Here is a 12877-nt window from a genome sequence, read left to right as displayed (position 1 = left end):
TCTAGCCCGAATAACTTATTTATAGCTGTTAACTAGTTTAAATCTACGTTTTCTGTATGATTTATAAGGCCTACATCAACATTGAGTTTTCCGTTTTCTCGTTTCGCTGCATAAATAAATTTTTCACCCCAAAATAATTCGTCTGCCTTATAAGATGTTCTTGAATATACAGGTAAAGAAGACGATTCGTCAAAAGCTTTTAGCATCACAATGAATTCGGCATCTTTAATTAGTAAATCTTTTTTAGATAAATTATACATTGGACTTTCTTTGTCAATTGGATGAACTATTGTCCACATTGAAGGGAAAAACATGACTTTTTTTCGTTCTAATTCTAGATTATAAAAGTTTCGTAAGTCTGAGTCATTTCGTTTTACAGATAGACTCACGTTAATTTCAACTTCTAATAATTGGTTTTTTTGCGGATTTACAAGCCTAAACATAAAACCATTAATGTTTTGATAGGGCGCAATTACTGCTTTATCACTATATCTAATCTTTGTATTTGGTTTAGAGAAACGACCGTAAAGTAAACCTGTTGCCAAGGCAAATGATAATAACCCTAACATTGATTCTATAGCAGCAACAATATTAGCTGCCAAGCCCAATGGAGCTACGCGACCATAACCTAAAGTTGTTATGGTTTGGGCACTAAAAAAGAAAGCTTCCATGTACTGCTCAAAAGGTGTCATGCCTTTTGTGCCAGTAAGGTGCTCTACACCAATCATGCTGTAAATTGTAGCAAAAAAGAGATTAACAATAAAATAACCAATTATTATAAGCCCAAAGAAGCGTGACCACTTCATGGTGACTAAAGAATGGAAAAAATTTAGACGTTCAAAAAATGGGATGTTGGTCCTAGTAATGTTAAAAGTACCATCCTTATTTAGGGCTCGATATCCGTCAGAAGAGGATTTATCACCTAAACCAAAATCATTAAATTTCTCTTTTTCGTTTTTTGCCATTGTTTCCCGAAAATACAGAAAAAGAATGACATTTAATATCTAACTCTCGGCATTAAAAAACACTTTGTAGAAATGCATTTTCTTCTCATCGTCATAACCGCGTTCTAGATATTCTGCTGATGCATCTGGGGCATCAACGTCTAGTTTTATTTGAATATTAGTATCGAGTTTAATCTCAGTTTTTATTTTCTGCTTTTGTTTTTTTAAAGCAATCTCAGAAACATCGAATTGATTTCTAATTAAAACATGATTATCAGCTTCGTAGGTTTTTTTGTAATCTTCGAACTGTCTAATTTGGTCTTCAGATTCAAAAACTTCTTCTTTAAAAGTTTCAATATTTACAATTTCATTTTCTTTAAAAAAGTCTACAGTTTTTGCTAAAAAATTACTCTGTTCTTGGCCTCCAAAATTGGGATGCAGTACTTCTTTAGAAAATTCCCTGCAGAGTTCAATATAGTTTTTAGTGTGCTGGTTACTATCATCAGGGTATTTAATATTTAAAAAGCTATTAATCCAGTATTGCGCATCGTAATTATTATTATCTATACTAAGCACAATTTTGCCTTCCATGTCGGAAGTATTTAAAATTAAACACCCCTTATCTACCTTTTTTGCTTGTATGCCTTTTTGCACTAAAATATCATAGCTGTTTTGCTCTAAATAGGTCTGAAAGAACTCCGTTTTATTTTCAATTTTAAATACACCAATTGCATCAGTAAAATAGTCTTGATATTGGATGTTTTCAAAATGGCAAACGATAACATCACCAGTCTTTATTTGTGCAGAATTACTTTGCTCAAACAAATGCGTAACTATATGTTTTGATAGGTCTATAAAATCACCTTCTTCAGAAAATAGTTGCTCACTGTATGTATTAATTTCATTGAGGTTAACGTCAGAGTGATGATTAAAACGATACGTTTCCGCTACACTAACAAATGGTTTTAATAGATAAGGTAAAATTAACTGATATGTGGCTTCATCAAAATGAACTGCAGCTTCAGAAAATGCATTTTTTGTGCCATTAAATTTATTTCCAACTTTATGGATAATTAAGCTTTTTATTGAAGCTTTTTGGCGTTTAATCATGAGTGTAATTCGTCTAAAAATTAACGGATTACAATAGTACAAAATTAGGTGTCAAATTAAAGATAAAAAATCAATTCATTTTATAAACTGTAATCGTTTTTTCATCACTCTGTGTTATGAGTTCCAAACCACGTTTATTATCTAAATTTTGTAGTTCTGCAGATGTTGTTCCGAATATTGGAAAGTTAGGTAAAAGCTTTGCTTGACTATCAAAAGTATACACCTTTTTGGATTGTAAATCTGTAGTTGTAATGTATATTTTATCTTGTAAATAAAAGATTTTAGGAGCCGTGTAATCACCAAAGTCTAAATCCACAACTTGACTTTTAATTTTTAGTTTATTTTCTTTTAAAGCTACTAGGGTTTTACTAGTCGTCTCAAATTTTGTATTTGAGCCCAAACCAAGAGATTTTATGGTCGTATGCCCTTTGGTATCAACTTGCACCAACTGTCCCTTTTTATTAAGCGATGTAAATTTGTTTTGATAGAGAAAAATAGAATTTCCTGAAAAATTTATTTCGCCATTGGCCTTTATGCGTTCTTGTCCTTGACGATTTAATATTTCTAGTTTTTGTCCTTGAGAGAAAACAATATAATCCTTACTTCCAATCCTAAAATGTTTTGGTTGCGTGCTTATAGAGTTTGATGCTTTTTTATACTTAAAACCATTAACACGTTTTGCATTAACATCATACATTAACAATGATTTATCTTGTGTAACCAATAGTCGATAATTTTTACGATTATCATAATCAAATACGGATAATGGTTGGGTTATGGCATCATTGAATTTCATTGGAAAAGGCCCTACATCTTTGCCATTTCTGTCTATAACATAGACGCGGTTTTGAGTGGCAAATACTAACTGTAGTCTTCCGTTTTTATAAATATCAATTTGTTCTACTCTTCCAATAATAGGAGCATTGAGTTGTTTTTTCCAAAGAATACGGCCGCCACTTGAAATGAGGTATAGATTATTGGAGACGTCTTGTACAACAATCTCGTGAGTATTATTTCTGTGATTTTTTACTGTTTGCGGTTTAATTAGTATTTCTGATGGTAATTTGGTGGTAAAATCTTCTGTTACAGAATTGCTTGCAGCACGTTTTTTATATTTAGATAATACACCGTTAATATGTGCAAAGTCTATGTCGTATACATATTGCACAACATTTGCATTATAGCCTTTTGCGCCTCGGTCTAAAAATTCATATAAGCCTTCACCATCTTTATAAATTAAGTAAGACGATTCATTTGCTAAACTATTACCTATGCTTTTGTACTTTTCAGAGCTAGATAAAGTTTGATTGTTCAATTTATTTGAAATGATATGTTGAAGCGTTTTAGGATTATAAGCCAACACTACAAAACTTTCATAAATAAATCCAAAAGCGGTATTTTTTATACTTATAAAAGGTGCTAGAGAATTATTAAAAGCATTTGGCGAGTAAAAATTAAAAATTGTAACACCTTTATAAGTTTCTTTGATTGAGTTAGTGTTTAGCGATTCTTTAATCAAGCTTTCGTCAATAGCATTTATTGCAATTGCGTTTCCGGTTTTAGTATTAAATAATGCAATTTCGTTTGATGAACTTAAAAAATCAGGAATTGAATCTTTAGGAGAGCCATTTATATTCGATAGATTTTCTGAGAAGACTGTAAAATCATCGAAAGCAATTCTGGTTAGAGCTTTCGTATTTGCAGGAATTATCTCAGAAAGTTTAAACTCTTGCGGAGTGGTATTTTTGAAAGCGTTTATATAAAAAAGACTATCACTACTTTTTGTAATACCATTATATGTTATCGTATTAGGTTCAGCATTAATATCAATGATGTCATATGTAGACGAAAGACTATCCTTTAATAGTAATGTATTTTTCTTTTTCTTTTTAAAAACTATAGATCCTAGGTTTTTATCATCAGTAGTGAGGAGTAAGTTTTTTAATTCAAGATTATCATTTCTTTTAGCTTTCTCAACAGATTTTACATTATAAGATCCAAAGAATAGACTGTCAATAATCCTGTAATAAAGCGTGTCCTTATTATATATGGTATTATAAATATCATCTTTAGTGCTTCTTTGAGTAATATTATTTAATGTGGAATCTTTTGTTATGAGTGATTCAGAATATTTTGTAATGTAAGCAGAGCTACTATCAGATATACATATATACAAAGGATTAGAGATGTTTAAAACATTTGTTTTGTTTAATAGTGAATCTATTTGTATTTCTTCAAACGGAGAATTACTACTTGAAAGTGTTTTAAAATCATTAAGTGCATTTACCTTTATAATAGTATGACTTGATTTAGGAATAATATCAGGAATGGTTGTTTCAGATTTATAACGTCCAGAACAAGAAAAGAAAACAGAAACAAGAATAATATAAAGGGAATGCTTTTTCATTCAAGGATTAATTTTCTACAAATATATAAGACTCATAAATCTAATTGGTATTGTTCTGGAAGTAAACGAAAAGATTTACGATGGTATTTTGTAATACCGTATTTTTTTATAGCCTCTCGATGTTCTTTAGTTGGGTAGCCTTTATTTTTTTTCCAATTATACATTGGGAATTCTTCATGTATTGTTTCCATATACAAGTCTCTATATGTTTTTGCTAAAACAGATGCGGCAGCGATACTAAGATATTTACTGTCACCTTTAATTATAGTCTGGTGAGGAATATCTTTATAGGGCTTGAATCGATTTCCATCTACAATTATAAAATCTGGTTGTAGTTTTAACTTAGCTATAGATTCCTGCATGGCTTTTATAGAGGCGTTTAATATATTAATAGTATCAATCTCTTCTTGAAAGATATGTGCAACACCAAAAGATAATGCTTTAGATTCAATAATTGGTTTTAGTTGGAAACGTTTTTTCTCTGATAATTGTTTAGAATCATTAAGTATATTATTTTGAAAACTAGGCTTTAATATAATTGCAGCAGCAGTTACTGGACCAGCAAGACAGCCTCGACCAGCTTCGTCTGTTCCGCACTCTAATTTCTCTTTTGAATATTGAATTATTAAATTCATGACTATCGGATTTGAAAAATACATTCAATTATTAAAAAATCAATATATACTGTAAGTATTTTTTTATTCTTTAATAGAATAAAACTGATATTGCTGTATTATTAAGTTTTATGCGCCTTCCTTTAACATTTTTTTATGCTATTCCCTTGGATTTTTAATATTTTATTATGATGTTTGCGGAAGACTAACTCAAATAATTGTTTTATGAAATTAAAGTTAACATGGTTATTAACGCTATTTATGGCGTTTGTAATGCAGCTTTCTTTTGGACAAGAGAAAGACATTACGGGTACAGTTACTGCAGCTTCGGATGGTTTGCCATTGCCAGGAGTTACAGTACTTGTAAAAGGTACCGCTAGAGGTACGCAAACAGACTTTGATGGAAAGTATTCTATCAAAGCAAAATCAGGAGATGTATTGGTCTTCTCATTCGTTAGTATGAAAACTGCCGAAAGAACAGTAGGTGCAGCTAATACCATTGATTTGGCTATGGCCGATGATGTGGCTGCGTTAGACGAGGTTGTTATTACAGGTTATTCGACATCATCTAAGAAAAAATCCGCTATCGCATCATCTAAGGTTACATCTGAGACGATAGAGAATAGGCCTAATGCTAGTTTAGTGCAAACTTTAACTGGACAAATTCCTGGTCTTGATATTTCTACTAATAGTGGACAGCCTGGAGCAAATTCTTTGGTTCAATTAAGGGGTGTTAACTCTATTAATGGTAACACAGAACCTTTATTTTTAATCGATGGAGTGCCAGTAAATGAGGATAATTTTAGAAGTTTAAATGCTAATGAAATTGAATCAGTTGATGTTTTAAAAGATGCAGGTGCTACAGCAATTTATGGTAGTAGAGGTGCTAACGGTGTTGTTGTAATAAAAACTCGTAGAGGAACCAAAGATTCAACCTTAAAAGTGAATTATGTAGGTATATTAAGTTATGCTACACTTCAAGATAATAGATATGATTTAGTTAACACTAGACAGGCCTTGGAGTTAGAGAGAACTTATGGTAGGGCTCGTGGTGCTGGTTTAGGAAACGGTGCTCAAACAGGAGGAAATGTTCTTTTCCCAGGGACAGGGTCGCCACTTACTGATGCTGAAATAGCTCAAGAGGCAGATTTTGATTGGATTGATTTCTTCTTTAGAACAGGGGTTACAGAAAACCATACTATTACTCTATCAAGTGGTTCTGCAAATGCTTCGCAGTTTACTTCTATAGGTTATTTTAATCAAGAGGGTATATTAAACAATAGTAATTTACAGCGTTTTAATTTTAGAAATAATATTAATGGATCGTCATCAAATGGAAAGTTTAATTATGGTACTTCGATATCTGTTAATTATTCTAAGAGTGATCAATTAACTTCTATTGGTACTAATGGTGTTAATCAAAATCCTTTGTTTGGTGCACTTTCATCATTACCTTATTTTACTCCAGATGATCAGCCTACAAGTCAACAGTTGGCAAATGATTTCTTTATAGAATATGCGCCTTTTTATATTACAGATAAATTAAATACTTCTGATCGTTTAGATGAGGAGCTTAAGATTATTGCAGGACTTAACGCAAGTTATAAAATAACTGACGATATTACAGCTACATTTAATGGTGGTGTGGATTATCAAAATGTAGTTTTATTAAACTCACAAGATCCGATATCAAGAAACCAACTTCGTTTTAATCCAGCAGTGGATGGTTTTGCACAGCAAAATTCAGATAGACAATTTTCATTTCAATCTACAACTAGCTTAAATTGGAATAAGCAATTTGGCAAGCATACTTTTGGATTGGGTGGTTACTTAGAATATTTCAAAGCTCATAGAAGAAGTTTTGGTTTTGTTGCTAATGGTTTAGATCCTGCGACATTTGTACCACAAGATGATGCTGGTTTCTTAGCTGATACTCCAGATGATGATGCTCGTGTTGATACTGTTAGTGCAACTAAGTCAGATGCAGGATTGTTATCTTACTTTGGAGCGTTTGATTATGATTTTGATTCTAAGTATGGTTTAAATGCTGTTGTTAGGCGTGACGCGTCTTATCGATTTGCAACAACCAATAGATGGGCTACTTTTTGGTCTATAGCTGGTAGATGGAATATTTCAAATGAAAGTTTTATGGATGACTCTGTCTTCCAAGACTTAAAGTTAAGAGCATCTTATGGTACCTCAGGTAATCAAAGAATTCAAGGTAATACATATTGGAGTGGTGCAGACTTACCTTTTAACTTCTTTACTTTATTACAAGGTTACGGCGGTGCTGATGCTATCTTATTTAACCAACTTGGTAACAATGAGTTGAAATGGGAGACAGTTGCACAATTAAACGTTGGTGTTGATTTTGCTTTATTTGATAGCCGTTTACGTGGTTCTATTGATGTTTATGAAAAAGAAACAACGGATTTATTCCAAGACCAACCAATTTCCGGTGTTAATGGACAATTCACATTAAGAGCCAATACAGGTACATTAAAAAATCGTGGTGTAGATGTTGCATTAAATTATGATCTAGTAAGAACATCTGATTTAAATGTTGGTGTTCAATTAGTAGGAAATTATAATCAAACAGAATTAGCTGATTTGCCAAGTGAAGATGGTGAAATTATTGGTATTGGTAGAAATGGCGGTAAGCTTAGAGAAATATTTACTTTACGTTATGCTGGTGTTAATCCTGCTACTGGAAACTTACTTTATCTAGACCGTAATAATAATCTTACTGAAGATCCTAATGTCGATTTAGACAGGGTATGGACAGACAGAAATAGTGTGCCAGATTTTACAGGAAGTTTCAATATTAATGTAGATTATAAAGGTTGGTTCTTACAAACTCAAATGCAATTCGAAGCAGGAAGAGATCAATTTGATAATGATTATTCAAGATTCTTGAATCCAGATGTTATTGGTCAATTTAGAGTTTCTGCGGATTTCTTAAGAGCTTGGCAACAACCTGGTGATGTTACTGATATACCGTCAGTTAATGTTAATAACGATCAGTTTGGTAGTGATAGATTTTTAACGCCAATGGACTTTATTAGATTACGTTTTGCTCAATTTGGATATAATTTCCCTGCTAAATCTCTAGAGACTACAGGTATATCAAGTTTGAGATTGTTTATGAATGCTGAGAATTTGTTTACACTATCAGAATTCAGAGGATTTGACGCCGCATCTAGGCTTAATGGATTAGAATATCCAACTCCGCGTATATTATCTTTTGGTGTTGAACTTGGATTTTAAAAAAAATGAAAATGAAAAAAATAAAATATTTACTTAGTATATGCACATTAGCATTTTTAGGATGTAATGATGCAATAGATATACAACAGCCTGGAAGATTAATTCCAGAGACGACATTTAATTCTATTGAAGACTTGCAAAGAGGTATTATAGGTATTTATACACTATATGATACTACTCAAGAAATAGCATTAGCTACTAATTTCACTGATGAAGTAGCACCGGGTGTAGCTACAGGTGGTCAAGGTTTTAATACTGGATTTGTATTTGAGCTTAACTCAGGTTCTACAGCTCCATTTAGAATGTGGATTGACGGGTATATAGAGTTATTCTCTATTAATACTTTTTTAGTAGGTCTTGATGCTTATACACCAAGTGCTGATGAACAAGCAGAGTATAATAATATCCGAGGTCAAGCACTTGCATTTAGAGCTTATTCACACTTCCAGTTATTATCGTATTTTTCTACAGATTATGCAGATGATAATGCCTTAGGTGTACCAATACAGACATCTGTTCCTGGTCTTGGAGATCAACCTCTAAGAGATACTAATGGTGATGTTTATGCTGCTATAGAACAAGATTTAGATGATGCACAAACTTTATTATCTGATATGTCTAGCGCTACTTCGACTTTTATATCAAGAGATTTTGTCAGTGCTTTAAGAGCAAGAATAGCTGCATACAGAGGTGATTACACTACTGCATTGCCTTTAGCCCAAGATTTAGTTAATCGTTATCCTTTAGCAACTAGAGCTGAATTTACAGGTATATGGTTAGATAATAGTAATGCTGAAATTATATTTAAACTTGAAAGAAGTTTTAATGGACCATTTGATTTTCAAGGTGCTTCAGGTAGTGTTGCAGCTGGAGGATGGGCAGGTAATATGTGGGCATTCGTAAATGCAACTGCCGGTGGTGGAGCCTATTATGAATTTAGTAGAAATTTATTTAACCTTTTCGACCCTGCTGATGTTAGATATGATGCGTATTTAGCACCTTCATCAGTTGTCTCTCCTGATTATCAAAATGCAGTAGATTTTGTCAACGAAGATGTTTTAGTTGTTCAAAAATATCCAGGTTCAGAAGGACAGTTTCTTATGAATGATCTTAAAGTTTTTAGATCTGCTGAAATGTTATTGATACAAGCAGAAGCTTATGCTGATGCAAATAGCTTAAATGGAGGTTCTGCTTCTGTTGCTGCTGCAATCAAGCAATTGAGAGATGCTAGATATGGTTCTCCTCAAGCTTTACCTACCTATACAACCCAAACTGAAGCTTTTGCTGCGATTCTTAATGAAAGAAGAGTAGAATTTGCTTTTGAAGGACATAGATGGAAAGACATAAAGAGACTAGGGGCAAGAGCTAATCAGAATATTGTTAGAGATCCATTAGATTGTGCTCAATTTAATGTTTGTGAATTAAATAATAATGATTTCCGATTAACCCTTCCTATACCTCTCACGGAGTTTAATGGTAACCCTGGATTAAGAGAACAACAAAACCCAGGATACGGAAACTAAAATATTAATCAGATGAAAAAAAGTTTTTTAAAAATATCAGCAATAGCAGCTCTAATAATGTTTAATTTGAGTTGTGAAGAATATGAGAACCCTATTTATACTAATAGTGCAGGTTTTATACAACTAGAGTCAGTTGCAACAATTAATGTGGTAGAGAGCTCTCCTGATGACATTGAGATAAATTACATATTAGATGGTCCTAAATCCGAAGCTGTAAATGTTGAGGTTATGGTAACATCTGATGATGACTCAAGATATGAGGTTGTATCAGGTACTTCTTTGACTATTATGCCAGGGGAAACAAGTGTGACATTTACAATGAGACCTGTCAATAATTTTGACACGGATGGTAATATTGATGTTTCAGTTACACTTACAGAGTCTAGTTCATTACCAATAGGAATTGGTGGAGAAAATGCTAACAATGTAACAAGAATAGTGACTATTGCAGACGATGATTGTCCTTTCGATATTAATGATTGGGTTGGTACATTTGATGTAGACGAGGTAATTACAGGTGGTCCTAATACAGGATTGCCATTAGCGGTAGCATTTGGAGAAACCTATTTAATGGATTTCGCATTAGATCCAACAGATATGACTGGGTCAAAAATTGTTATGACAAATTTAGGTAATGAGTTTTTACCAGATGGTACTGTATTTACTTTCTTGTCATGTGACGGAATAGTTACAATGACACCAGAAACTGAAGTTGTAGCTTTATTCACAACTTGGTCTATAGATACATCTTCTTATAATGAAGCAGATTTCTCTATAACTGCAGAAGGGCCACTTGGAGCTTCTAGAACATATGAAATGATTTTTACAAAGCAATAATTTTGTTATTATAGTTCAGAAAGCGGTTCTCTTAAGAGCCGCTTTTTTTATGCAGTATACTTTATTTGTTTAATTTTACGTTATAAATTTTTCATTCTTTTAAATGAGTAGATTTTTTTTACTTTTTTTCTGTTTTGTTTTTCCATCTTTTGTTTATGGACAAAAAATACCAAAGAAAAAAACTCCTGTTGTTTCTGATACAACTAAATTATTGGCTAAAAAAAACGCCAGTTCTAAAAGCGGGAAACCCTCAATTGAAAAATATTTAATTGTTGATTTCAAGAATGATACTACGTATGTGGATACCACATTGACAATAAAGAAAGAATATAAGTATAACTATTTACGCAAAGACAATTTTAATCGTATACAGTTTGCAAATACTGGACAAACCTATAATACGCTTAGTTTAGACGCTTCTACCAGTTATATTAAGCCTTTATTTTCTGCTCAAGCTAGACATTTTAACTATATGGAGATTGGAGATATTAACTATTACCATGTTCCAACACCTTTGACAGAATTATATTTTAAAACTGTTTTTTCTCAAGGGCAAAATTTAGATGCTTTCTTTACTGTAAACACGTCAAAGCAATTTAATTTTTCCTTAGCCTATAAAGGACTTAGATCTTTAGGTAATTATCAAAACGCTTTAACAAGTACTGGTAATTTTAGATTTACTACTAATTATACGACTAAGAATGGAAGATATAGCATGAGAGGTCATATAACTATGCAGGATTTATTAAATCAAGAGAATGGAGGTTTAACTGATGACGATGTACAAAGATTTAAAGATGGTGTAGAAGAAATAATCGACCGTTCTGTATTTGACCCTAATTTTGAGAATGCTGAAAACATATTAGAAGGAAAACGCTTTCATTTAGAACAAGCATATTCTCTAATTAATAGAGTAGATAGTACTTCTAATACAAAATTGTCATTAACTAATACGGTTTCTTTTGAAGATAAGTTTTATGAGTATAATCAAACATCTGCTGATAATGATTTCTTTGGTTCATCATTTAGTAATAGTATTGAAGACAGAGTTACTCTAGAAGATTTTTATACGGATTTCGGTATTGCTTTTAATAATAATATTATTGGAAGAGTGGATTTTAAAGTCTTTTATAATGATGTTAATTACGGATATAATAGTCTAGTCACACTAGAAGGCCTAACAATTACCAATAGAATTAAAACAAATTTCTTTGGGTTTAGAGGAGCCTATAAAAAACAATTAGGAAGTTTTCTTTTTAATGGAGAAATAGGAGCAAACTTATCTGAAGACATAAAAGGTAATTTTATTAATGCCAAAGCAGGTTATAGACTATCTGATAATTTGTATTTAGAAGGCAAAGTAGATATTAGTTCTAGATTGCCAAACTATAACCATCTATTATATCAAAGTGATTATACAAACTATAACTGGGATAATCAAAGTAATTTCAATAATATAAAGACTCAACAAATAGCATTTAGTCTTAAGTCAAAAAAGTATGGTAATGCGTCTATAGATGTCAGCAATATAGATAACTACACCTATTTTAATTTACAGAGCATAGATAACAATACCAAGGTAATTAAGCCTGCTCAGTATACAGAATCAATACAATATCTGAGATTAAAAATCCAAAAAGAATTTCGTTTGGGGAAGTTTGCATTAGATAATACAATCATGTATCAAAATGTAACAAGTAACGATAATGTTCTTAATGTTCCATCATTAGTAACAAGGAATACCTTATATTACTCGGATGAAGTTTTTAAAAAATCTTTAAAATTCCAGACAGGAATTACGCTCAACTATTTTAGTAAATATAATGGTAATGGTTATGATCCACTACTTGCAGAATTCTATACACAGAACCAAACCGAAATAGGAGGCTTCCCAAGACTCGACTTTTTTATAAACGCTAAAGTACGTCAAACTCGTATTTATCTTAAAGCAGAACATTTTAACTCATCCTTTACGGGCTATGATTTTTTTTCCGCACCAAACAATCCCTATAGAGATTTTACGGTTAGATTTGGTTTAGTATGGAATTTCTTTCTATAAAATTATTATGATGTTCCCAAGGGTTGTGCTTGGTTGAGCTATTGCGAGTTGCTTATAGACTATTAGGTTTATAGGGTTCCAACAAAGGTTCTATCCCTAATGTGTTTTTTAATGGG

The 12877-nt window shown here is 32.1% G+C and carries 8 protein-coding genes; 4 read left to right on the top strand and 4 right to left on the bottom strand.

The genetic code is table 11. The annotated features are described in order from the left end of the window. Nucleotides 1-32: 32 nt before the first annotated feature. From IEV10_RS00040 to rnhB, 4 genes are all read right to left on the bottom strand, one after another. Nucleotides 33-965 (bottom strand): ion channel, encoded by a 933-nt coding sequence (locus IEV10_RS00040; protein WP_188372648.1) that lies wholly within the window; start codon nucleotides 963-965, stop codon nucleotides 33-35. Between the two features lie 39 nt (nucleotides 966-1004). After that, entirely contained in the window at nucleotides 1005-2054 is a 1050-nt protein-coding gene (locus tag IEV10_RS00035; RefSeq protein WP_188372647.1) for a nucleoid-associated protein, read from the bottom strand. A 70-nt stretch (nucleotides 2055-2124) separates the two neighbouring features. Continuing rightward, nucleotides 2125-4461, bottom strand: a complete 2337-nt coding sequence (locus tag IEV10_RS00030) for a DUF3352 domain-containing protein (RefSeq protein WP_188372646.1) — start codon at nucleotides 4459-4461, stop codon at nucleotides 2125-2127. A 32-nt stretch (nucleotides 4462-4493) separates the two neighbouring features. Next, nucleotides 4494-5096, bottom strand: a complete 603-nt coding sequence (gene rnhB / locus IEV10_RS00025) for a ribonuclease HII (RefSeq protein WP_188372645.1) — start codon at nucleotides 5094-5096, stop codon at nucleotides 4494-4496. A gap of 204 nt (nucleotides 5097-5300) precedes the next feature. Here rnhB and IEV10_RS00020 point away from each other — a divergent pair, with 204 nt between their 5' ends. The 4 genes from IEV10_RS00020 (at nucleotide 5301) to IEV10_RS00005 (ending at nucleotide 12761) form a co-directional block, all read left to right on the top strand. Beyond that, complete coding sequence (locus IEV10_RS00020) at nucleotides 5301-8342, top strand: SusC/RagA family TonB-linked outer membrane protein (RefSeq protein WP_188372644.1); 3042 nt, start codon at nucleotides 5301-5303, stop codon at nucleotides 8340-8342. An 11-nt stretch (nucleotides 8343-8353) separates the two neighbouring features. Continuing rightward, nucleotides 8354-9865, top strand: a complete 1512-nt coding sequence (locus tag IEV10_RS00015) for a RagB/SusD family nutrient uptake outer membrane protein (RefSeq protein ID WP_188372643.1) — start codon at nucleotides 8354-8356, stop codon at nucleotides 9863-9865. A gap of 12 nt (nucleotides 9866-9877) precedes the next feature. Continuing rightward, nucleotides 9878-10702 (top strand): hypothetical protein, encoded by an 825-nt coding sequence (locus IEV10_RS00010; RefSeq protein WP_188372642.1) that lies wholly within the window; start codon nucleotides 9878-9880, stop codon nucleotides 10700-10702. 103 nt (nucleotides 10703-10805) lie between these two features. Continuing rightward, nucleotides 10806-12761 (top strand): putative porin, encoded by a 1956-nt coding sequence (locus IEV10_RS00005; protein ID WP_188372641.1) that lies wholly within the window; start codon nucleotides 10806-10808, stop codon nucleotides 12759-12761. The last annotated feature ends 116 nt before the right edge of the window (nucleotides 12762-12877 follow it).

The organism is Winogradskyella haliclonae, assembly GCF_014635865.1.
Taxonomy (GTDB): domain Bacteria; phylum Bacteroidota; class Bacteroidia; order Flavobacteriales; family Flavobacteriaceae; genus Winogradskyella; species Winogradskyella haliclonae.
This window is presented reverse-complemented; position numbering and strand designations above follow the sequence as displayed.

Bases quoted from the DNA above. Each gene is read 5' to 3' on its own strand.
- IEV10_RS00040 (WP_188372648.1), bottom strand. From the start codon at position 965: ATGGCAAAAAACGAAAAAGAGAAATTTAATGATTTTGGTTTAGGTGAT.
- IEV10_RS00035 (WP_188372647.1), bottom strand. From the start codon at position 2,054: ATGATTAAACGCCAAAAAGCTTCAATAAAAAGCTTAATTATCCATAAA.
- IEV10_RS00030 (WP_188372646.1), bottom strand. From the start codon at position 4,461: ATGAAAAAGCATTCCCTTTATATTATTCTTGTTTCTGTTTTCTTTTCT.
- rnhB (WP_188372645.1), bottom strand. From the start codon at position 5,096: ATGAATTTAATAATTCAATATTCAAAAGAGAAATTAGAGTGCGGAACA.
- IEV10_RS00020 (WP_188372644.1), top strand. From the start codon at position 5,301: ATGAAATTAAAGTTAACATGGTTATTAACGCTATTTATGGCGTTTGTA.
- IEV10_RS00015 (WP_188372643.1), top strand. From the start codon at position 8,354: ATGAAAAAAATAAAATATTTACTTAGTATATGCACATTAGCATTTTTA.
- IEV10_RS00010 (WP_188372642.1), top strand. From the start codon at position 9,878: ATGAAAAAAAGTTTTTTAAAAATATCAGCAATAGCAGCTCTAATAATG.
- IEV10_RS00005 (WP_188372641.1), top strand. From the start codon at position 10,806: ATGAGTAGATTTTTTTTACTTTTTTTCTGTTTTGTTTTTCCATCTTTT.